Annotated in this window: 26 protein-coding genes and 1 riboswitch; of the genes, 5 read left to right on the top strand and 21 right to left on the bottom strand. The window is 66.5% G+C overall.

Going from position 1 to position 20,902, the window contains the following annotated elements:
- The first annotated feature begins 1 nt into the window (after position 1).
- Positions 2 to 415, top strand: coding sequence for an ATP-binding protein (locus OHS03_RS14220; RefSeq protein WP_082843722.1), 414 nt, complete (start codon positions 2 to 4; stop codon positions 413 to 415).
- Between the two features lie 24 nt (positions 416 to 439).
- Here OHS03_RS14220 and OHS03_RS14215 read toward each other — a convergent pair whose 3' ends face one another.
- Positions 440 to 1,384 carry an AraC family transcriptional regulator gene (locus OHS03_RS14215; RefSeq protein WP_328663170.1) on the bottom strand — a complete coding sequence of 315 codons (945 nt, stop codon included), beginning with the start codon at positions 1,382 to 1,384 and terminating at the stop codon, positions 440 to 442.
- Positions 1,385 to 1,737: 353 nt separating this feature from the next.
- On the opposite strand from OHS03_RS14215, the gene OHS03_RS14210 reads away from it, so the two are divergent.
- The gene (locus tag OHS03_RS14210; RefSeq protein WP_063005783.1) at positions 1,738 to 2,172 is read left to right on the top strand and encodes an STAS domain-containing protein; all 435 of its coding nucleotides are present in this window, start codon (positions 1,738 to 1,740) and stop codon (positions 2,170 to 2,172) included.
- Between the two features lie 126 nt (positions 2,173 to 2,298).
- On the opposite strand, the gene OHS03_RS14205 is transcribed toward OHS03_RS14210, so the two are convergent.
- Positions 2,299 to 2,766 (bottom strand): SRPBCC family protein, encoded by a 468-nt coding sequence (locus OHS03_RS14205; RefSeq protein WP_056809517.1) that lies wholly within the window; start codon positions 2,764 to 2,766, stop codon positions 2,299 to 2,301.
- Between the two features lie 231 nt (positions 2,767 to 2,997).
- Between OHS03_RS14205 and OHS03_RS14200 the strand changes: the two genes are divergently transcribed.
- Positions 2,998 to 3,183 carry a hypothetical protein gene (locus OHS03_RS14200; protein ID WP_328663169.1) on the top strand — a complete coding sequence of 62 codons (186 nt, stop codon included), beginning with the start codon at positions 2,998 to 3,000 and terminating at the stop codon, positions 3,181 to 3,183.
- A 267-nt stretch (positions 3,184 to 3,450) separates the two neighbouring features.
- Here OHS03_RS14200 and OHS03_RS14195 read toward each other — a convergent pair whose 3' ends face one another.
- The 10 genes from OHS03_RS14195 to OHS03_RS14150 all read right to left on the bottom strand — a co-directional run bounded on the left by OHS03_RS14195 (position 3,451) and on the right by OHS03_RS14150 (position 10,360).
- On the bottom strand, positions 3,451 to 3,711 hold the full coding sequence (locus OHS03_RS14195; RefSeq protein ID WP_056815158.1) for a DUF4235 domain-containing protein: 261 nt from the start codon (positions 3,709 to 3,711) through the stop codon (positions 3,451 to 3,453).
- On the bottom strand, positions 3,708 to 4,115 hold the full coding sequence (locus OHS03_RS14190) for a DUF3618 domain-containing protein (protein ID WP_056809513.1): 408 nt from the start codon (positions 4,113 to 4,115) through the stop codon (positions 3,708 to 3,710). Before OHS03_RS14190 ends, OHS03_RS14195 begins: the two co-directional genes overlap by 4 nt.
- The gene (locus OHS03_RS14185; RefSeq protein WP_056809511.1) at positions 4,112 to 4,519 is read right to left on the bottom strand and encodes a phage holin family protein; all 408 of its coding nucleotides are present in this window, start codon (positions 4,517 to 4,519) and stop codon (positions 4,112 to 4,114) included. The genes OHS03_RS14190 and OHS03_RS14185 overlap by 4 nt, the downstream gene beginning before the upstream one ends.
- A 12-nt stretch (positions 4,520 to 4,531) precedes the next feature.
- Positions 4,532 to 5,488, bottom strand: coding sequence for a YihY/virulence factor BrkB family protein (locus OHS03_RS14180; protein ID WP_328663168.1), 957 nt, complete (start codon positions 5,486 to 5,488; stop codon positions 4,532 to 4,534).
- 154 nt (positions 5,489 to 5,642) lie between these two features.
- Positions 5,643 to 5,822 (bottom strand): hypothetical protein, encoded by a 180-nt coding sequence (locus OHS03_RS14175; protein ID WP_131816831.1) that lies wholly within the window; start codon positions 5,820 to 5,822, stop codon positions 5,643 to 5,645.
- 326 nt (positions 5,823 to 6,148) lie between these two features.
- The gene (locus tag OHS03_RS14170) at positions 6,149 to 6,865 is read right to left on the bottom strand and encodes a phosphodiesterase (RefSeq protein WP_328663167.1); all 717 of its coding nucleotides are present in this window, start codon (positions 6,863 to 6,865) and stop codon (positions 6,149 to 6,151) included.
- Positions 6,866 to 7,005: 140 nt separating this feature from the next.
- The gene (locus OHS03_RS14165; RefSeq protein ID WP_328663166.1) at positions 7,006 to 7,812 is read right to left on the bottom strand and encodes an ABC transporter ATP-binding protein; all 807 of its coding nucleotides are present in this window, start codon (positions 7,810 to 7,812) and stop codon (positions 7,006 to 7,008) included.
- A complete protein-coding gene (locus OHS03_RS14160) occupies positions 7,805 to 8,656 on the bottom strand; it encodes an ABC transporter permease (RefSeq protein ID WP_328663165.1) in 852 nt (283 codons plus the stop codon). Before OHS03_RS14160 ends, OHS03_RS14165 begins: the two co-directional genes overlap by 8 nt.
- Positions 8,634 to 9,656 carry an ABC transporter substrate-binding protein gene (locus OHS03_RS14155; protein ID WP_328663164.1) on the bottom strand — a complete coding sequence of 341 codons (1,023 nt, stop codon included), beginning with the start codon at positions 9,654 to 9,656 and terminating at the stop codon, positions 8,634 to 8,636. Before OHS03_RS14155 ends, OHS03_RS14160 begins: the two co-directional genes overlap by 23 nt.
- A complete protein-coding gene (locus OHS03_RS14150; RefSeq protein ID WP_328663163.1) occupies positions 9,653 to 10,360 on the bottom strand; it encodes a TenA family protein in 708 nt (235 codons plus the stop codon). Before OHS03_RS14150 ends, OHS03_RS14155 begins: the two co-directional genes overlap by 4 nt.
- A riboswitch (TPP riboswitch) is annotated at positions 10,351 to 10,447 on the bottom strand. (Overlaps the previous gene by 10 nt.)
- A 168-nt stretch (positions 10,448 to 10,615) precedes the next feature.
- Between OHS03_RS14150 and gnd the strand changes: the two genes are divergently transcribed.
- On the top strand, positions 10,616 to 12,061 hold the full coding sequence (gene gnd / locus OHS03_RS14145; protein ID WP_056809500.1) for an NADP-dependent phosphogluconate dehydrogenase: 1,446 nt from the start codon (positions 10,616 to 10,618) through the stop codon (positions 12,059 to 12,061).
- A gap of 249 nt (positions 12,062 to 12,310) precedes the next feature.
- Complete coding sequence (locus OHS03_RS14140; protein ID WP_235569277.1) at positions 12,311 to 13,003, top strand: TetR/AcrR family transcriptional regulator; 693 nt, start codon at positions 12,311 to 12,313, stop codon at positions 13,001 to 13,003.
- Positions 13,004 to 13,066: 63 nt separating this feature from the next.
- Here OHS03_RS14140 and OHS03_RS14135 read toward each other — a convergent pair whose 3' ends face one another.
- The 9 genes from OHS03_RS14135 to OHS03_RS14095 all read right to left on the bottom strand — a co-directional run bounded on the left by OHS03_RS14135 (position 13,067) and on the right by OHS03_RS14095 (position 20,901).
- A complete protein-coding gene (locus OHS03_RS14135; protein WP_328663162.1) occupies positions 13,067 to 13,282 on the bottom strand; it encodes a hypothetical protein in 216 nt (71 codons plus the stop codon).
- Between the two features lie 20 nt (positions 13,283 to 13,302).
- Positions 13,303 to 14,376 carry an oxygenase MpaB family protein gene (locus tag OHS03_RS14130; RefSeq protein ID WP_328663161.1) on the bottom strand — a complete coding sequence of 358 codons (1,074 nt, stop codon included), beginning with the start codon at positions 14,374 to 14,376 and terminating at the stop codon, positions 13,303 to 13,305.
- Between the two features lie 196 nt (positions 14,377 to 14,572).
- Positions 14,573 to 14,917, bottom strand: coding sequence for a hypothetical protein (locus OHS03_RS14125; RefSeq protein ID WP_328663160.1), 345 nt, complete (start codon positions 14,915 to 14,917; stop codon positions 14,573 to 14,575).
- A 15-nt stretch (positions 14,918 to 14,932) separates the two neighbouring features.
- Positions 14,933 to 15,484 (bottom strand): Rv1363c family protein, encoded by a 552-nt coding sequence (locus OHS03_RS14120; RefSeq protein ID WP_328663159.1) that lies wholly within the window; start codon positions 15,482 to 15,484, stop codon positions 14,933 to 14,935.
- A 24-nt stretch (positions 15,485 to 15,508) separates the two neighbouring features.
- On the bottom strand, positions 15,509 to 16,705 hold the full coding sequence (locus OHS03_RS14115; protein ID WP_328663158.1) for an MCE family protein: 1,197 nt from the start codon (positions 16,703 to 16,705) through the stop codon (positions 15,509 to 15,511).
- A complete protein-coding gene (locus OHS03_RS14110; protein WP_063005789.1) occupies positions 16,702 to 17,781 on the bottom strand; it encodes an MCE family protein in 1,080 nt (359 codons plus the stop codon). The genes OHS03_RS14115 and OHS03_RS14110 overlap by 4 nt, the downstream gene beginning before the upstream one ends.
- Complete coding sequence (locus tag OHS03_RS14105; protein WP_328663157.1) at positions 17,778 to 18,851, bottom strand: MCE family protein; 1,074 nt, start codon at positions 18,849 to 18,851, stop codon at positions 17,778 to 17,780. Before OHS03_RS14105 ends, OHS03_RS14110 begins: the two co-directional genes overlap by 4 nt.
- Positions 18,851 to 19,882: an MlaD family protein gene (locus OHS03_RS14100; protein WP_328663156.1), complete on the bottom strand. Its 1,032-nt coding sequence runs from the start codon at positions 19,880 to 19,882 to the stop codon at positions 18,851 to 18,853. Before OHS03_RS14100 ends, OHS03_RS14105 begins: the two co-directional genes overlap by 1 nt.
- Positions 19,879 to 20,901: an MlaD family protein gene (locus OHS03_RS14095; RefSeq protein ID WP_328663155.1), complete on the bottom strand. Its 1,023-nt coding sequence runs from the start codon at positions 20,899 to 20,901 to the stop codon at positions 19,879 to 19,881. Before OHS03_RS14095 ends, OHS03_RS14100 begins: the two co-directional genes overlap by 4 nt.
- Position 20,902 lies beyond the last annotated feature (1 nt).

The following is a 20,902-nucleotide window of genomic DNA, read 5'->3' as shown; positions in this document are numbered from 1 at the left end:
GGTGACGACGCACCCATCTCGGCAGAAGAGCGCCGTGAAGCCGTTCGAGATCGATTTCTCGGCAGACGCCGCGCGATTGGCCGAAGTACGTCACGCGCTGCAGGCGTGGCTGGCGGAGGTGCCGGTCGACCCGAACGCGGCCTACGACATCGTGCTCGCCGTCGGTGAGGCGTGTACCAACGCCGTCGAGCACGGTCACCGTGGCGACGGCGGCACAGTACGCGTTACCGCCGTGCTCACCGAGACCCATGTCCACACCGTCGTGACCGACGGGGGGAGCTGGTTGACACCCGACCCGGACACCGATCAGTCACGTGGGCGTGGGATGGGCATCATGCGTGCCCTCAGCAGTGAATTCGAGGTCAGTACATCGGCGGCGGGCACCGTGGTGGACATGCGGTTCGCTCGGGCCTGAGACGGCCCTGGACCTACGCAGCGCTCATTCGCGCAGGGTCTGCCTCGGTGGTCGACCGTAGCGGTGGCGGTAGGCCGTGGCGAAGCGGCCGGGATGGGTGAAGCCCCACCGGTAGGCGATGGTCGCGACAGTCTGGCCGTCACCCGGCAGCGCGGCGCCGAGTTGTTCGTGTGCCGCCGCCAGCCGCAGTTGCTGCAGGTACTCGAGCGGCGTCGTGTCCAGATGACGACGAAAGGCCAGCTGCAGGGCGCGCGGAGTGACAAAGGTTGCCGCCGCGATATCGGTGATCGCGATTCTTTCACCCAGATGCGACTCCATATAGGCGATGGCGCGGCGCACGGTGTGGGGGTGAGCGTCGTGCCGATCGGTGGCGTTCGGCTCGTTCTCGGCGGTCGTCGGCATGGTGGCCAGCACCGTCGCGGCGAGATAATCCGAGGCCGCCGTGACGGTGAGCGGGCTGTTCGCTGCGTCGGGGTCGGCGGCGATCTGCTGCAGATGGGTGATCACCCGTCGCAGCCGGTTTCCGGCCGCGACCGTGACCGGACGGTGCCCGTCTACCCGCACTCGTGCCCCGCCGTCGGCGGTGGCGACGCGGTCCAGGACCGCGGGGTCGAACATGGTGATGTCGTAGCGGCTGGTTCGGATGACACCCGAGTAGGGCAGGTCATGCGGGGTGAGCAGGCCTGTCTGCCCGGGGGTGAAGGTGTCGGGGCCGCCATCGTGATAGTTCTCTTCGATCCGGCCGCTGTGCACGGTGACGAGGCAGACCCGGCCCAGCGGGTCGGCGTCGTAGGCCATGTCGAAACCCAGCTCGAGCTGGTCGAAGTTGATCGAACCGAGCACTTCGCGACGGATCCGAGTGCGAACCTGGTGCGGGCCGTGATTGCTGATCTGCACCCTGGTGTAGGCGTTGTTGAGGAACTCCTCGGTCACCGCCAGGTCGTCGCTCTCGAAATTCAGGCTCTGCACGACGCTCCCTCCGTGGACACACGATGACGGGGGCACGGCGGAGACGGCGGGGCGCCGGACAACCGCGCCCGATGGCTACTCACCCTCCATATTACCGGCTCGAGAATTGGCGACGCACCCGTTGTTCTGCCCTCGGCGCACCGCGTGTCGCGGGTGCGGCGCATGGGTCGCAGAGACGAAATACGAAAGCGGGTCACCGCGATTCAGGACCGATTGCGAACAACTGGGTACCAGGACGGCTCCGGAGCCATGCGGTTTGCCGGGCCGCGTGCTGGAATAGGTAGCCGGCCCGATCTTGAGCCCACAGGACTGTTGGCAATGCACTGCTCCATGGTGCTGAAGAATCGAGTCTTTTGAACAATCGTCCCGACGAAACCCGCTCGCCCGCAGCCGACGACCCGGCTGCCGATCTCTGCCGCCGCTTGGATGCCGTCTCGGAATCCGCAGGGCAGGTCATCGTGCTCCATGCTCGCGGGGAGATCGATGCCTATACCCTCCCACGCTGGCGCAGCCTGCTCGAGTCCGCTGTCCCCGAGTCCGCCGAGGGCGGACATCTCGTCGTCGACTTGGACGAGGTCACGTTCCTGTCGGTACGTGCCGTGATGGTCCTCACCGATCTAGCCCAGCATCTGGACCGACGCGGCATCGGAATGCATCTCGCCGACGGGCGTGCTGCCACGACCATCGCGCGCGTCATCGACCTCGCCGGAATGACCGAGTGGATTTCGATCCACCGGGACCTCGCCACGGCCCTCGCCGCTACCGCCGGTCCGCGCTCCGACACCTGATCCTGGTGCTGCTGGGCTCGATCGGCCATGCAGACGGAACGCCCCGCACTCTTTCCGAGTGCGGGGCGTTCCGTTCGTGCACAGGGCACAGGGGAGTCCTGGCCGCTGCCGTCAGAGTGTCAGGGGTCAGATCCCAGCGTCGGGGCGCGGGATGTCGCCGCGCCACGCACCGGTCGCGTGGCCCTCGCTCTCGATGAACTGCTTGAAGCGCTTCATGTCACCGTTCACTCGGTGCTCGAGCACGCCCAGTTTGTCGGCAGCGGTTTCGACGAAACCCTGTGGGTCGACATCCATCTGCGCCGTGACGCGGGTATGGGTGTCGTCGAGCCGGTGGAATGTGATGACTCCGGCATGGTCGGGTCCGCTGTCGGATTTCCACGCGACTCGCTCGTCCGGGTGCTGTTCGGTGATGGTGGCGTCGAACTCTCGTGTCGACGGGCCGACGTGGATGCGCCAGTGGGTGTGGCGGTCGTCGAGCTGACTGACCTGCTCGACTCCTTCCATGAACTGCGGAAAGGTTTCGAACTGCGTCCACTGGTTGTAGGCCGTACGGATCGGGACGTCTACATCGACAGTTGCGGCTACCGTGCTCAACGGGTACTCCTTCCCCAGCCTGCCTGCGTCTCGCCGTCACAGACTGGATTCGGTTACAGCTGCAAGCCTTCGAGGCCCTGCAACTCGTCCAGTGACTGCCTACCCGGGGCCCGAAAGCGCAAACAGGAGTACGGCGCTCAGGCGCGGCTGTTTGGGATGCGGATTTCGAGGTAACACGACGGTGCGGCCGTCGGCCGCGAGCCGTTCACCATATCGTCGAAGGAGGAGTTCATGGACCGCCTGGACATTGTCGCTCAGTGGCGTCGGGACATCGCGATCGCCGATAACGACGGTGACGCCGCCGTACGGCATCTACACGGCGACGTGGCGGCGGTGATCGGGGTCGAGGGGCAGCATGGACTGACCACCGAGAACGACGAATCCGATCGACGTACCGGGACTCACGGCGAGGATTGAGACCTCGTCAGTCAGGTCGAAAGCGGTTCAGGCGATTCGTGCGTGAGGCCGACCAGTCGGCGCGCCTCGGGTGGTTGGCGGTTGCCGGGACCGTCGACTGGGTCAGCGTCCGGACGGGACGCGCTGGCCCCGGCAACCGCCCGCCGGCCGGTCAGGAGTTCGGCCATCCCGTCCCCGGCGGCGGTCTGTGGTTCGATCTGCAAACCGGCAGATACCCGAGCGCATCGGGTCCAAACCGAATCCACCGGACTTGCCGTCAGGTGGGTGCTAATCGGTAGGCCAGGTCCCGGTCAGAGACTTGTAGCCGGTCGCGCCCGCGCGGTCCACTGCTGCCTTGACCAGGCCGAAGACCGCGCCCTGCAGCGCGGCGGCGAGCAGAACCTCACGCCAGGTGTGGTCGCGGGCAGTCGCCGATGGCGGTTGTTCGCCGCCGGCCACCACACCCCAGACCCGGTTGAACACCGCCCCGGCGGCGATGCCACCGAGCACCCCGACGGCCATGCCGAGGGGGCGATACAGCGTCTTCATGACCGCCGCCGCCGTGCCAGCCACCAGATCAGTGCCGTGGCGGAGATCGCGGCCGCGGCCACCGGAATCGGATTCCGGCGAGCCACCTCGGCCGCCTGCTTGCCACGTTCGGTCACCGGCTCGGGAACTGAGGACTCGACCTTCTCGGCCGCGTGCCGGGTCTTCTCCTTGGCGACGGCCTGCACCTGTTCTGCCTTGTCCCGCGCCTGGTCGGCGGCGGCCAGTGCCTGATATTTCGCGTCGGTCACCCGGTCCTTGGCCGCGTCGGCCGCGTCGTGGACCTTGTCCTTCGCGCGTGCGGGGACGTCCAGCTTGTCGGTCAACTCGGCGACGGTCTCGCCGAGCTCCTGCCGTGCCTGTTCGCGGTCCCGGCGCAGTGCCTCCGGATCGTTGGGCTCGTTCATCGCTTACTCCCGTCCTTGACGATCTCGATGTCTTCCTTGACGCTCTGCATCGCTTCCCTCGGCACCGGCGGCGCGGCTTCGGTGACATTCTTTTTGCCGAGCAGTCCCAGCCCCGCGCCGACTACGACCAGCCCCGCGCCGACGATCAGGGCGGCTGCCCAGTTCGGCAGCACGAGCGCGAGCGCGAAGACAGCGGCGGCGGTGAGGGCGATGCCGCCGTAGAAGGCGACGAGTCCTCCGGCGCCGGCGATTCCGACGCCGCGAGCGATTCCTTTTGTGCGGTCCTGCATCTCGACGCGGGCGAGCGCGATCTCGTCGCGCACCAGGCGGGTGATCTGCTGGGTGGCGTCGTCGACCAGTTCGGCCACCGAGCGATCGGGTGGTCCGGTGTGCGTGTCAGCCATGGCATTACCTCCTTATTCGGGTGAATCTCGCGGGGGGAGGACGGGTTCGTGGTCGGGGTCCTGGCCCTGTTCGATGCGGCGGCCGCGAGCCAGTTCGGCGTCGAATACCGCGCCGAGCAGTACCGCGACATTGCTGAGCCACAGCCACACCAGGAAGACGACGGCACCGGCCAGCGAGCCGTACACCTTGTTGTAGGAACCGAAATCGGCCAGGTAGAGGGTGAAGCCGGCCGAGGCGGCGATCCACACCAGCACCGCGAGCACGCTGCCGGGCGAGAGCCACCGGAATCCCGGCTGTTGCGCGTTGGGCGCGGCCCAATACAGCAGGGCCACTCCGAGACTGACGAGCACGGCGAGTACCGGCCACTTGACGATGTCCCAGATCAGCACGCCGACCGAACCGATGCCGAGCCACTCACCCGCCGCTTCGGCGAAGCGGCCGGTGAACAGCACCCCGACCACGCACACCGCGATCAGCAGCACCATCACCGCGGTCAGCCCGACACGCAGCGGCAGCGTCTTCCAGATCGGGCGGCCCTCTTCGGTGTCATAGACCGTGTTGGAGGCCCGGATGAAGGCCCCGATATAGCCGGAAGCCGTCCACAGCGCCGTCACCACACCGACGATCGCCAGTGGGCCCGCCAGCGAGCGGGAGCCCTGCAACTCCCGGATGGCGTCGACGAGCAGTTCGGTGCCGGGACCGGGGCCCAGTTGCTCGATGGTCTGGATGAAGGAGGCGGTCGCCGAGGGATCGAGCAGCCCGAGCAATGCGGTGAGTACGATGATGCCGGGAAAAATCGACATCACGCTGTAGTAGGTGAGCGCGGCGGCCCAATCGGTCACATTGTCTTCCATGAACTCGGCCACGGTGCGGCGCAGCACGCCCCACCACGACCGCCACCGCAGCGCCGACGGGCCCTGCGACCAGTCCTGCGCCACGGGCTCGCGCTCGGCAACACTCTCCGTCATCCAGATATCCTCCTGATCGTCGGCCGCTTACCCGGTATCCGAGGGGTCAAACGGTGGTCCGATCCGTCCGCGAGTTCGTCTGTGTACCAACCGGTTTCACAACGAAAACGGCACGGCGGTACCTGCCGAGTGCCGCACGGTGCCCACCCGCGATTCAGAATCCGACGAGTCCCGAGGCCAGATCCACGGTGTCGATGATCTGTGTGACCTGCTGGCGTGCGTTGGGGCACTGGTCGCGCGTGACAGCGTCGATCGCGTCGCGGTCGCGGGCGACGGCGATATTGATCGCACCGTTGCGCAGTGCCCAGATGTGGACCACACCGTTGAACCTCACGCGAGCGATGGCACTGCCCTGTTGGCGCCAGCTGGCGAGATCGGCCCACAACGTGTCGCATAACCGCGCACCGGCGGCTGGACCGATCACCAGCCCGTTCGCAGACGCCGTGTCCCCGCCGGTGCCTCGCGATTCGGTGGTCGTCGCGCAGGCAATGACACCCGCCGATATGAGAACGCCCAACAAGGCGACGCGACCCACGGGGTGGACGCGACGGTGGGCTCGTCTCATGAGCATTGGGCTCTCTTTCATCCGGGAACACGAGGTGGTTCACCGGTCGAATGCCCGCGTCTCGGGAGCCGAATCGGAGATCGTCCTGCGAGATATCAGGTCGCGGGCTGGGCGCTGTCGTCGGTGCGGCCGCGACGGCTGCCGGTGTAGGCACTTTCGCGCAGCCAGTTCACTGCCTGGGGGATCATCGTGACGTCGGCCGGTCGGTTGAGGATCGGATCGAAGAAGTCGGTGCGGTGTTCGCCGGGCTCGGCTCGCCGCAGATCGAGTTCGCCGACGATCTCGGGTGGGCGGCCGATCCCATCGGCGACGAGCGAGAATCGGATCACCTGGTCGTCGAGGTGATCGTCGAGGGCTCGCAAGGACGCCGTATTCGGTAGGTCGTCGGCGTCGAGCGGTTCGGCGAACAGCCAGACCGGTGATGCGTCGGCGAATCGGTAGGGCAGGAGGGTGCCGAAACGGGCGCTGGACCAGGCGCGGGCGGGGGTGATCACGAACCGGCCCAGCGTGCTGGTGCCGGTCGTTGCCAGCGCGAAGTCCCAGGGGCGCTCGTCGCGATCGAGTACCCGGAACGCCAGCCCGAGAACATCGGGCACTCCGCCGGGACTGCCGACGCCTTTCGACACCCGGGCGATGACCGCTCGGTCGCCGGGGCCGAACCACGGCACGTAGTCGCTGGTGGCATGGAACCGGCCCGCCAGGCGGATGCCGCGGGGGTGGAACACCCGTGCGTGCCGAATCCGCGCCCCTGTCTGGAAGGCGGTGCGGACAGCGGTGGTCGGCAGTTCGGCGATACTGTGCCTATCGATCATCGGCGCTGGTCTCCTGTCACGGTGGTGGCGGTGGTCTTGTGCCCGGCGCGGTACGACGAGCCCATAGGGTGCGCCTACCCAGGGAAACGGCGGCCAATCGCTGTTCGCCGCTTCGGCACAACAGTTCGGCGTCGCTCGAGCTACCGCTGTTCCGTGAACGCCCGACGAGACTCCTCGTGCAGGATCGCGAGAAGTTCCTCTTCCAGCGCGACGAATTCCGGGGCGGTGATGGTGGACAACCCCCGCGGCCGCGGCAGGTCGATGCGCAGTTCGTGGCGCACGGTGGCCGGGCGCGCCGACAGGACGATCACCCGGTCCGACAGGTACACCGCCTCACGGACGTCGTGGGTGATCATCAGGACCATCCAGCGGTAGCGCTGCCAGACCTCTTGCAACCACGACTGCATCTCGGTGCGAGTCAGTGAGTCGAGCGCGCCGAAGGGTTCGTCGAGGAGCAACAGTTCACGCTCCTGGACGACGGTCCGCAGCAGTGCGGCTCGCTGTCGCATTCCGCCCGACAGTTGCGACGGGCGGGCGTCCTCGAAACCGGACAGGCCGAAGACCGGGAACAGTTCGCGGGCGCGGCGCCGGGCCTCCGTTTTCGGAACACCCTGCACCCGCAAGCCGAGGATGGTGTTGTCGAGGACGGTTCGCCAGGGGAACAGCAGGTCCTTCTGCGGCATGTAGGCGCAGTGCGCGGCGGTGTCCTCGCCGTCGGCCGCGCGGAAGCCGACGCTGCCGGAGTCGGGGGATTCGAGTCCGGCCAGCATGTTGAACACGGTGCTCTTGCCGCAGCCGCTCGGCCCGATGACGGTGACGAACTCGCCCGATCGGACAGTGAACGAAACCCCGCCCAGCACCGCGAGGTCGGGGCTGCGCCGACCGGGCTGAGGAAACGACTTGGTGAGGTGGTCTACGACGATGCGGTCGTCCTCGGCATCAGTCACGTCGGCTCCTGTTCTGCTCGCGCGACCACGGCGCGACGAGGCGTTCGATCACGAACGTCGACAGGTACAGCGTGATGCTCAGCAGTGCCGTGACCAGCACCGCCGCCAAGACCAGGTCGGTGCGGAACGAGTTCTTCTGCAGGCTCATATAGATGCCGAGGCCGACGCTCGCGCCGACATACTCGGCGAACACCGCGCCGACGACCGCGTAGGTGATGCCGATCCGCAGCGCCGTGAAGAACCGCGGCAGCGCGGACGGCAGTCGCACATAACGGAACTCCTGCAGCCGGGAAGCGCCCATACTCCGCAGCAGCGCGCCCGCGTCACGGTCGGCCGCGGCGAAGCCCTCGATCAGGCCGATGGCCATCGGGAAGAAGGTCACCAGCGCGACCACCAAGATCTTCGGCAGGAGACCGAACCCGAACCAGATGATCATCAGCGGCGCGATCGCGACGATCGGCACGGTCTGCGACGCGACGAACAGTGGCACCAACGCACGCCGCAGCCAGGGCGAGAAGTCCACGATCACCGCCAGCACCCACGCCAGCGTCAGCGACACCGCGAACCCGACAAGCGTCACCTGCAAGGTGGCGGCCGCATGCGAGATGATCTCGTCCCGGTGTGCCCAACCCTGCTGGACGACCCGCAGCGGTGACGGCAGCACCTGCGGACGGACACCGCTGCTCGTGACGTAGACCTGCCAGATCGCGACGAGCACCGCCACCGTGACCAACGACGGCACTGCCCATCGGATGCCGGCCCAGCGAGCCGTCCCGCCGTCGTCGCCGGTGGGAACCAGCGGCGACGCGGCTACGGACAGCTCACGGGGTGGCGAGGTACTCATTGGTGAAATAGGTCGACCAGTCGGGTTCGGTGGTCAGCGGCTTTCCATCCGAGCCGGTCAGCAGACCGCCCCGATACAGGAAGCTGGAGTTCGCCGACCATTGCTGCACCGTCTGGGTGCCCACCTTGCCGCCGGCGTCCTTCATGAACTGCGCGGCCAGCATGCGCTGGCTCTCGAAGACCAGCGCCTCGTCGTTGAACGCGCCGGGATTGGCATCGATGAGATCCTGGGCGGCCGCGTCCGGATTGTCCGCGGCGAACTGGTATCCGCGTTGCAGCGCCTGCACGAATTTCGCGGCGCGGTCGGGGTTCTCGGCCAGCCAGCCCTCGTTGGCATCGATCACGATCGCGTACGAGTCCGGGAAACCGAAGTCGGTGTACCGGAAGTACCGCATCGGGGTGCCGTGGTGTTCGGCCTCGATCCCTTCCCACGCCAGATACGAGACGGTGAAGTCCGCCTTGCCGGAGTAGACCGCTTCATAGGCCGACGAACCCAGCATCACCGAGGTGAAATCCCCGGTGCCGCCGTCGTTGCGGATGACCTGCTGCAGTGCCTCCCGCTCGCCCGGGTCGCCGAAGCCGGCGTAGGTCTTGCCGTCGAGGTCCTTCGGTCTGGCGAGGTCGGCGCGGTCGGCGCGCACGCCGATGCCTGTGGCCCAGTGCTGCAGCGGGGCGAGCACCGACTTGACCTGCGCACCCGAGGCGCGGGCGAAGGTCGACGAATTGTGGGTGCTGATCCCGAATTCCGCGTTTCCGGCATCGACCATCGTGTCGACCGAGGTGTTGTTGTACGGCAGGACCTGCACATCCAAACCGGCGTCGGCGAAGTAGCCGCGCTGCAACGCGACGTAGAGCCCGACGTGGTTGGTATTCGGCGTCCAGTCCAGCGCGAACCGGATGGTTCGATCGGAGTCGCCGCCCGAACCACAGGCGGTGAGCAGCGACAGGGTCGCGACGACGGTTGCCATGACCGCGAGCCCGCGGCGAAGACGCGCGCTCATGCGGCAGGCCAGGGCTGCGGATGCAGGGCGGTGTCCCAGAACATCAACTCGTAGCGCACAGCGAGGATGAAAGCCTTCTCCATCGCCGCCCGCTCGCGCTCGCTCGCCGACTGGGCAGCGGCGTCGACCAGCGATCGGGCCGTGGCCGCGGACTGCTGGAACTCCGCTGCGCCGTAGGTGGTGACCCACTGGGCGTACGGGTGGGCGGAGTCGGCGGCGATCACCTTCGCGGCGCTCTCGGCCAGGTCGCGCCCCACTTCGGCATAGATCCAGAAACAGGGCAGCGCGGCCGCCGCGGCGACGGCGTAGGACTCGGTCGCGGCGGCGGCGATCAGGTAGGAGACATAGGCCAGGCAGGTCTGCGAATGCTCCGGCTCGCCCTGCCGCGGAGGCAGCGCGCCACCGGTGAGCATCTGATCGTGCATGGCCGACTCGACAGCGGCGGCGTTCGCGGACGAGGTCGCCCAGAAAGCCGCGGTCTGCGGGTCAGGCGACTTCGCGGCGAGAATAGCCAGCGCCTTCGAGTACCCGGTGAGATACAGCGAATCCTGTTCGATGTAAGTGCGGAACACCTCGAGCGGCAAAGTGCCCTCGCCGAGGTGTCGCAGGAATTCCAAGTCGTCGATCGCACCGCGCAGGACCTTGGTCCGGTCCCACAGATGGTCGGTGAACAAGTCTGTCTTCGTGGTGTGGGCGTGCAACACCGTGACATCCCTTCGTCAGCATTACCTGAACAGGTTCGGCGGGTCTGTTCTCAGCCTCGCGGTCGCGAGACACCCCGTGTCAGAACTCGACCGACACTAGCAGCGCCCGCCGACACGCGGGCTCGGCGCGGTTCCGCGTGTAGCCCCGGTCACGGTGGTAGGTGTTCGGCGGCGGACCGGCACCCAGTAACTTGCCTGCCAAGGAGTCCGTCTTTCGCCTCCATCGAACCCGCCGAACGAAGAGAGCTGATCTCAATGTCGACCTCTACCGCGCGTGCGCACATCGGTGTGACCGGCCTGGCCGTGATGGGCAGCAATATTGCCCGTAACTTCGCCAAGCACGGTTACACCGTCGCGCTGCACAACCGTTCCGTCGCCAAAACCGACGCGCTGCTCGCCGAGCACGGCGGTGACGGCGATTTCGTCCGCACCGAGACCGTCGAGGAGTTCGTCGCGGCGCTGGAGAAGCCGCGGCGAGTGTTGATCATGGTCAAGGCGGGTGAGGCGACCGACACCGTCATCGCCGAACTCGCCGACGCGATGGAGCCGGGCGACATCATCATCGACGGCGGCAACGCCCTCTACACCGATACGATTCGCCGCGAGGCCGCCCTGCGCGAACGCGGCCTCAACTTCGTCGGGGCGGGCATCTCGGGTGGTGAGGAGGGCGCGCTCAACGGTCCCGCGATCATGCCGGGCGGACCGAAGGAGTCCTACGAGTCGCTCGGCCCGCTGCTGGAGTCGATCGCCGCGCAGGTCGACGGCACCCCGTGCTGCACCCACATCGGCCCCGACGGTTCCGGGCACTTCGTCAAGATGGTGCACAACGGCATCGAATACGCCGACATGCAGTTGATCGGCGAGGCCTACCACCTGTTCCGCGATGCACTCGGTTTCGACGCCAAGCAGATCGCGGACGTGTTCACGCAGTGGAACTCCGGGGACCTGGAGAGCTACCTGGTCGAGATCACCGCCGAGGTGCTCGCCCAGACCGACGCGAAGACCGGCAAGCCGCTGGTCGATGTCATCGTCGACGCCGCCGAGCAGAAGGGCACCGGCCGCTGGACGGTCAAGTCCGCCCTCGATCTCGGTGTGCCGGTGACCGGCATCGCGGAAGCGGTGTTCGCCAGGGCGCTGTCGGGCTCGCGCGCCCAGCGCAAAGCCGCGGTGGGGCTCGCGTCGGGCACCCTCGCCGACAAGCCCACCGATGTCGAGCAGTTCACCGAGGACATCCGGCAGGCGCTGTACGCCTCCAAGGTCGTCGCCTACGCGCAGGGCTTCGACCAGATCGCCGCGGGCAGCGCCGAGTACGACTGGGATCTGCACCCCGGTGACCTGGCCACGATCTGGCGCGGCGGCTGCATCATCCGCGCCCGCTTCCTGAACCGGATCAAGGACGCCTACGAGCAGGACCCCGCCCTGCCGAGCCTGATCCTGGCACCGTACTTCCGTGAGGCGATCGAGACGGCCATCGACAGCTGGCGGCGCGTGGTCTCCACCGCCACCCTGCTCGGGATTCCGGTACCGGCGTTCGCGTCGTCGCTGTCCTATTACGACGCACTGCGCGCGGAGCGGCTGCCGGCCGCGCTGACCCAGGGCCAGCGCGACTTCTTCGGCGCGCATACCTACGAGCGCGTCGACGCAGAGGGCAAATTCCACACGCTGTGGAGCGGTGACCGCAGCGAAGTGGTCGCGGACTGAGCTCTGACCAGGGTGCGGTGAGGGACTGACGGTGAACCTGTCCTGTACCGCTGCGCGGAGCAATCGCGCAGCGGTACAGGCAGTGGAACTGGATGCCCGAACCGAATTAGGGATTGCACGTCTATTGATTCGCGTGCGTGCAGCGATATGAAATCTCTACTGCTGAATGAACTAATTGAGACAGTGTTCAGCGGAAACTTTTCCAGAGGATTGCCGACGACCGCTGCGGGTGTGGGAGATAATGCAGTGGTGAGTACCGAGAGCATCCAGACCAACGCTCGCCCGAAGCGTCGCAACGGGCCCCGACTTCCGCCGGACGAGCGTAGAACGCAGCTGCTCGACGCCGCGCTGCGTGTCGTCGGCGATGCCGGACTCGCGAATTTGACCATGCAGGCGGTTGCCAAGGAAGCCGGCGTAGCCAAGCCGGTGCTGTACGCGATGTATCCCACCGCGCCGGAGCTGATGGCGCACCTGCTGCACCGCGAACACGCACGGGGAATGGGTCAGGTCTCCGCTGCTATGCCGCGTGACCTGCAAGAATCCGATCCTGATCGCGAGTACGTCGCGGCAGTGATGGCGTTTCTCGAATCCGTCGCCGCCGCCCCGACCCGCTGGCGCCTGATCCTGCTGCACAGCGACGGTGCGCCGACCGACTATCGCGAACTGCTCGGCGCGGCCCGCGACAAGCTCCTCGACCAGTGTGTCGATCTGCTGACCGCGGGTTTTGCTGTGCGCGGTGGCCCGCATGAGGTCGATGTCGAATTGATCGCCCACGTCATGCTCGGGTTCACCGAAGTGCTGGGACGAATGGTGCTGTCGGATCCGCAACGCTTTCCGCCCGAACGATTACGCCCCACTGTCCGGTCCATGATCCGAACGTTGCCGGACAGGCCGGGGGCCGAATTATCCGGGGATGCGGACAGCGATGCTCAGCCCGATTGAGTGTGAGGTCGAGAAGTCGGTAAATCCGCTCACCGAACACAGGTGAGCGGATTTACCGGGTGACTACCGCAGTTCGATATCGGCGATAATCAGCACGGGCCAAGCGATTATCTGGCCGATCGCGGAGAACAATCGGTCGAGCCCGTCCAGGTCGCTCAGATGGCTGTCGTGGGTGATCAACCAGACCACACCGATCGCAATATAGGGAATGCCGCCTGCGATTGCCAGGTACATCATCTGACGGATACTGAGCCGGCGTTCCAGTAGCTTTGTCACCATTGTCGTTCTCTATTCCGTTGTCAGGCGATGTCGCCGAGGATCGGTTGCGATTCGATGATGCCCTCATCGGAGGGGGCGAGGCCGTTCGTCAACACGCGGTCGCGTTGTTTCGCGCGAAGTGCGTGGTGGGCTTGCGACGGGATGTCGTATCCATATTTCTTCTGAGCCTGCCGGGGCGTCGTCGTCACCGGATTGTTCGGCGTCAATTCGAGCAGCACCGGTGCCGCCACCGGCACTGTCGTCGGCGAGATCAGCTGCAGCAGGAGCAATTGCAGCCGAGTATTGAAGCTGACCACTGTCATCGCCGCGCTCAGCCAGGGCAGGACGAGGAGATCGAGAACGCGTCCGGTCGGTAGTCCGGCCATTTCCCGCATCCAGCGCGGCATCGTGGCCAGTGTTCCGCGGCGCAGGAATGCCGCGACGACTATGAACAGCGGTCGCAGCACGAGCGGCATCGGTGGCAGCATCACCTCGGCGTCGAGGAGATGATTCATCGCCTTCTTCGCGATATCGGATCCGATGAGTTGCGGGCGCATGCGTTCGAAGTACCGCGCCACGCCTTCGCGAGTACGGGGGACATCTGCCGGATCGCAGGTTTGGAGTTCGGCTGCTCGGGCGCATTCGTGCCAGTATCGGGACTCGTCGTCGGCGCTGAGCCGCCCCGGTCCGTACTTCTCGTAGGCGATCAGCAGGGAGTGCCAGGCGGTGAGGTGAATCCACAACTGTGACTGCGGGTCATTCGCGTCGTAGTACTTCCCGGTCACCGGATCGATTCCCACGGCCTTGGAATGGATCTTGACCAGGATGTCGGCCGCGCTGGCCGTCGACCGACTGTCGGCGAACATCACCATGGCGAAATAGCGCAGCGTGCGGTCGTAGCGAGTGCGGGGGCGGCTGTAGATCGCACCGGTGGTGTCCACGGCCGCGATCAGTGCGGGGTCGAGTTCCTCGATGACGACTGCTCGCTGGAAGCCGATGGTCAACCCGGTCGGGTAACTCCATACCCGCCAGGCGACGGAGTCGGGTCCGAAGAATCCGTAGTCCTCGGCCGGCGTGACCTCCGGTAGCGACAACCATGCGCGTAATGCTGCCATGCGGTTCTCCCCATATTCTTTGCTGTCGGTCGCGAGCTATCAATTCAATTACTACTCGCGCGTAGTTTTCAAGTAAGACGATAGCAGTCCGTACCACGGGCCGCTACGGTTCGCGCTGTGTTCTCGACCGAAATTCGGCTGTGAATGCCGAACGGGTGCGCCATTCCTCAACCGGCAGAACATTTTCGGCAGGGGGTCAGGACCGCACGGCGCTCATCGCGCGGGCGAGTAGCCACACGCAGATCGCTATACCTATCGCCGCACAGGTCAGTAGCAGGACGGAAGTCACGGCGTAGGCGGCCCAGGTGGGCAGCACCTGTTCCAGCCCACGGACGAGGGCCGCCAGGGCGAATATTCCGCCGAGGGTCGACATGAGTGCTGCCATCGTCACGGCGAGTCCGGCCACGACGGTCAGTCGCAGCGGTCCGGCCAGCGCGGTCGCCAGGCGTGCGCTCCGTCGCCGGTATCGGCGCGCGGTAGAGCTGGGCAACACACCGGCCAGGAGCGATTCGGTACGGGGAGAAGCGGTTCGGTCGGTCATCGGTCATCCTCTCGATCAGCGCGACAGCGTCGGGGTGCTGACTTCGCTGACGAGCCAGCGGTCGAGGTCCTTGCGCAGCGACATGCTCACCGAGAGCTGTCCGGGAGCGGGCTCGCCCTTGGTGCCGAGGCTGGTGATGGTCTGATTGATGACGGCCACCGCCGTCGCGGACGTCTCGTCGGCGGACTCGATGGCGCAGGTGACGTTGCCGACCGTGGAGACCACCTGCCCCTGGGTGAGCACGTCGCGCAAATCCTTGCTGGTGGCGTCGAATTCGGTCTTCCAGCTGCCGGTGGCGCCTGCCAGCACGGCGGCGAAATAGGTGTCGAGGTCCTTGGCGTCGTAGCGAGCCAGCGTCGGGGCGTAGGTGCAGGCCGCCGCGAGTGCGGAGTCGCGCGCCTGTTCACGGGCGCGGATGCGGTGGTTGTCCACGGCGAGGAAGGAAGCGGCGGCGACAGCGGCGATCGTGATCATCGCTGCTGCCGGGACCACGAAGCGGCGCAGGGTAATTCGCCGAAGTTCCGTGGTCGGTTCGGTGGTCTCGGAGTGCGAGTCGTCGGTGGTCATGGATACGTCCTTCGGCGGTAGGAGTCAGTTGGCGGGCAGGGGGACGGAGAGCTCGTCGCCGGTGACGCCGGGAGGCGGGCCCGATCCGTTGTCGGGTCCGGCGGGGCGCGGCGCGTTGGCCGAGCCACGGACCTGCAGTTCGGGATGGCTGGTGACGCAGTAGTTGTAGAGGCGGCCACGGCCGTCGGAGACCCCGGCGGGGGAGACCGGGATGGTCTCGTATTCGCAGGTGGGACGCGGCCAGATGTCCGCCATGGTGTGAAAGGCGTTGTCGTGGGCCGGGACTCCGAGGGCGACCACACCGGCGCGCAAGGCGGGAAACAGCGCTGTCATGGCCGGGGTCCGCAATCGGGCCGCTCGGGTGATGGCGACGAAATTGGTCACCAGGCTGGTCAGCGGGTCGCTGGTCTCGGTGAGCACACCGCCGAGGGTGGCCAGCCTGCCCGGACCGTCGTCGAGAAGTTCGCGCACCTCGTTGTCGGCGGCGTTCATCTGGTCGAACAGCGCGCTCGACCCGCGAACCAGGGTGGCGAGGTCGGGCTGGGCATGCGCGGTGGTGTCGGCGATGACCCGCAGATTGCGAATCAGCTCGGTGGTCTGCGGGAGCAGACCGGTGAGGCCGGTCATCGCCTGGCTGAGACCGCTGATCACAGTGCGTAGCACATCGGGGCCGCCGAGTAGTGCGCGATCGAGTTCGTCGACGATCACCGTGAGCCGATCCGGGTTCATCCCGGCGATGAGGGATCCGGTGTTGTCCAGGAACGAGTCGATGGTGACCGGGGTGCTCACCTGGTCGGCAGCCACCGTCGCACCATCGGCCAGGTAGGGTCCCGCGCCGGTGGTCGGCCGGAAGTCGAGATACTGTTCGCCTGCTGCCGAAAGACGCCCGATCGCAATCGGCGTTCCGACGGGAATGGATGTGGCGCTGTCGATCTCGGCCTCGGCGAGGATGCCGACGCCGTCGAGCGCGATCGCGCGTACCGCGCCCACCCGCACCCCGCGCACGGTGACGTTGCTGTGCGGGAGCAGGCCGCCGGAGCTGTGGAGCTGGACCCGCACGGTGTAGGTCGTGTGCAGTGGCCGCACGCCGACGACGTCGACGGCGATGTAGCCGGATCCGATGACGAGCATCCCGATCATGCCGAGCATGGCCCCGGCGGTCTTGTGGCGTTCGGCCCAGCGTGCCAGCCGGACGACGAGGGTGGCGGCGCGCGGGATCATCGATGGCCTCCCTGCAGCCGGCCCAGCACCCGAGCCAGGACCTGGGCGAGGCTGCCGACGAACGCGGTGACGTCGGTGCCGTCGGGCAACCTGCTGCCCTCGGTGTCGGTGAGCGCGCCGATGTCCAGATACGAGATCCGCGCGGCGACAGCCAGACTCGACCCCTGCATCGACGTCCGCGCCACCGGGCCCAGCGTGTTGAGCCTGTCCAGCGTGGTGCCCAAGTTGTCCCCCATCCGAGTGAATCCGGTCATCAATGCCTGCACGCTGTCGAACAGGCTGAGGAATTCGGGACCGGTGGTCGAGGTGAAGTCGCCGAGCGCGGCGGTCACCGTGGACACCTTCGTCGTGAGATCGGTGATGGCGCGGTTGTTCTCGGCGATCACAGCGATCAGATCGGGGAAGGTGTCGGCCGCCTGACCGAGTTCGGCCTTGCGGGCGCGCAGGGTGGAGGCGAGCCCGTCCAGTCCGTGCAGGACCGAATCGATCTGGCCGGTGCGCTGATTCAACGCGCCCAGCGTCGCGGTGAGTTCGGTGAGCAGGTGCGACAGCTGGGGCCCGCGTCCGCCGACGATCGCGTTCAGTTCCGAGGTGATGCGGGCGACCTGATTCATCGCACCGCCGTCGAGCAGCATCGACATCGCCATCATCAGCTCTTCGACCGACGCGCCCGCCGACGTGTGCTCGCGGTCGATGACATCACCGTCGGCGAGCAATGGAGTCCCTGGCCGGTGTTCCGGCAGCACGATGGCGACGTGGATATCACCCAGCGGGGTCGGTTGCCGCAATTCGGTACGGGTGCCCCGCGGTAGCGCGATATCGCGGCGCACCTCGAGCTCGACATCGGCGAGAAAGTTCGTCGTATCGATTTTGGTGACCACCCCGACGTCGGTGCCGCCGATCTTGACCCTGGCCCGTTCGGGCAGATTGAGCGCGTTGTCGAACACCGCGTGCAAGCGGTAGGACGGCCCGTCGACACCGGGGCGCGGCAACGGGACATTGTCGACGGTGACCGTGCACGAGCACACGCTGAGCGCGGCCAGCGCGGTGACGGTGAGGCGGGCGGCTCTGCTCATTCGGACAGTCCGAGGAGCGCGGCGGTCAGACCGAAGTCCGGACCGAAGTCCATGAGTTTGCCCGTCCGGCAGCCGTCGGCGCGCAACGCGACCCGCGCACACAGCAGCGACAGAGTCTCGTTGTCCAGCAATGTCTTATCGGTGAGCAGGTGGAGCCGCAGCGCCTGCTGGTCGGTGCTGACCGCGCGGGCGAAGTTGTCGGCCATCAGCGGCGTCACATCGACGATCTCGGTGAGGCCGCGTGCGTTGTCGCGCATCTGGCCGGTGATGGTGACCAGCCGGCTCACCGCATCGGTGAGTGGCGCGCGATTCTCGGCCAACACCGTGGAGGTGTTGGCGATGAAGTCGTTGACCTGAGTGAGCACCGCGGCCAAGCCCGGCGCCTGTTCGGCGAGCAGGGCGACGAGCTCGGTGAGTCGGCCGCTGAAGTCGCGGACCGTCTGGTCGTTCCCGGCGATCATCGTGGTGAGCTCGTTGAGTTCGACGATGGTGCGCGAGATCTGGTCGCGATTGGCCAGCGACACCTCGAACGTCGTGGAGAGGGCGTCGAGGGTTTCGCGAATTCGGTCACCGTTGCCGTCGAGCATCGGAAACAGCACCCGGCTGGCCATCGGGCCGTTCGCGTTGTCGCCCTTCAGCGCCTCGCCGAGTTGTTCGAAGTTTCGCAGAATACGATCGAGCTCCACCGGAGTCCTGGTGTGCGCCAACGGTATATGGGCGCCGTCGGCGAGTGTGGGCCCTTCGCCGGTATAGGTGGGAGTCAACTCGACATGACGGTTGGTGATGAGCTGGGGGGAGACCAGAGCGGCCATGACGTTCGCGGGCAGCTCGACGCCCGGCTCGATGGTCATCGCGATCTCGACGAAGGCGCCCTTGGGCTCGATCGCGTCGACCCGCCCGATCGGGACTCCGAGGACCGACACGTCATTGCCGACGAACAGGCCCGCGGCGCCTTCGAAGTCCGCGGTGACGTGGACGGCACCGGGGCGAAGCGACACCGGGATCGACGAACAGCCCGCACCGATGCCGGTGATGATCACCAGTGCCAGGCATTGCAGCAACCCCCGCATCATTTGCACCCTTCTACCGCGTCGGCCAGGCACAGCCAGTTGTCCGGGAACAACCACGGCATGTAGATGTCGCCGTAGGGTCCCTGGGCGAACGAGTTGTTGAATTGGCGAACCGCCACCGGCATCACCTGATACAGCGCGTCGAGGTGCTCGCGATTCTTTTCCAGACCCTGCGACATGGTGTTCAGGTTGTGGATGAGCGGGCCGAGTCTGCCGCCGTCGTCGATGCCCATGTCCTGCAGGATTTTCGAAGCTGCGGCGATGTTGTCGAGTAGCTCTCTGATCAGATCGCGACGCCGGACGACGGAGTCGCCGATCGCCTGACCATTGGTCAGCAACACCAGCACACTGTTCTGGTTGTCGGAAATCAGCCCGGAGACCTGATCCATGCTGCCCAGCAGCTGATCCACCTCGTCGCGCCGCGAGGCGATCACCTTGGCCAGCGCGCCGACGCTGTCGAGCGCCTGGGCGGTGAGCGCCGGTGAATCGCCCAGCTGGGTGCTCACCGCGTCCAGGCCGGCGCGCAACGCGTTCGGATCGAGTCGTTCGAGATGCTCGAAGGAATTGCGATATTTCGGATCGTTCACGACTTTGGCCAGGTTGTAGGGAACGGTGGTGGCCGACAACGGGATTCGGGAGCCAGGCAGGTGCCCCTCGGCCCCCGGATCGAGTTCGACGTGCATCTTGCCGAGAATGGTCGACATCTTGATCGCCGCTTTCGCGTCGTGACCCACGGAGAGGTCGGGCCGCACACTCATCGTGACCAGGACACGATCCCGCTCGAGCCGCACGGCGGTGACCGTGCCGACTTCGATCCCGGCCACGTCGACGCTGTTGCCTGTCCGCAGGCCCGCGGCCTGGGCGAATTCCGCGTGGACGGTGTCCTCACCGAGGTGGGCGCGCGAGAGTATCCCGGAGCCGAGGACGAGCACGATCACCGTGACCCCCGCCGCGATGCCGAGGGCGAAGTACCGGTTGCGGAACGCATCGAGCAGGGTCGTGCGGACAAGGGAGAACAGGAATGTGATCATCGGCAGACCTCCGAGTGTTCGTTGCCGCCGACCTGGGAGAACAGTCCGCGGGGGAACAGCACGCCCCACAACGAGACGTCCAGGCTGCAGACGTAGGTATTGATGTAGGTGCCGTTGCCGCTGATCCGGGCCAGACCGGCCAGGATCAGCGGTAGTTCGATCGCCGACTGGTCCAGCCGCGCACCATTGGACAGCAGCAGGTCGACGCCTTCGCTCGCCTGTCGCTGTGCCTGTGCCATACCCGGTGCGACCCTGGTGATGAGGTCGGTGAGTTTCGTCGTCGACTCAGCGATTCCCGTGACCGATTCCTCGAGTACCGCACCCTGTTCGTACAGCCCGCTGACCAGCGCCCGGGACTGGGTGATCAGCGTCTCCAGCTCACCGCTGCGATTGGCCAGGCTGGTGATCACATCGCTGAGGTTGGTGATCACCGCGCCGAGGATCTCATCGCGTTCGGAGAAGGTCGCGGCCAGTGCGGCGGCCTGGGTGATCAAGGCCGACAACGACACTCCGTCACCTTGCAGCGCCTGCACCAGGGTTTCCGACAGCGAGTTCACCTCGTCGGGTTGCAGCAGGCTGAACAGTGGTTCGAAGCCCGACAGCATGGCGGAGACGTCGAACGACGATTCGGTGCGTTCCAGGGGAATCGAGCCGCCCGCGGGGAGTGGTTCACCCGCCGATTCGCCCACGGCCAGCGCGACGTAGCGCTGTCCGATCAGATTCTGATAGCGGATCATCGCCTTGGTGGTGGTGCTCAGGTGCTGGCGAGACTGCACCGACAGGGTCACCTCGGCGTGGCGGCGGTCGACCAGATCGATCGCGTCGACCCGGCCGACGCGCACTCCGGCGATGCGCACGTCGTCGCCGGTGCGTAAGCCGAGCACATCGGTGAAGGTGGCGCTGTAGCGATGGGTGTCGCCCGGCACCGAACGTTGCAAGGTCGACCAGATCGTGTAGGTCGCGATCATGGACAGCGCGACGAAGACGGCGAGCCCGAAATACGTGTTGCGGGTGCGCATC

This window comes from Nocardia salmonicida (assembly GCF_036142455.1).
GTDB classification, from domain to species: Bacteria; Actinomycetota; Actinomycetes; order Mycobacteriales; family Mycobacteriaceae; genus Nocardia; species Nocardia salmonicida.
The sequence above is the reverse complement of the archived record's forward strand: the minus strand, read 5'-3'. Positions and strand labels throughout refer to the sequence as shown.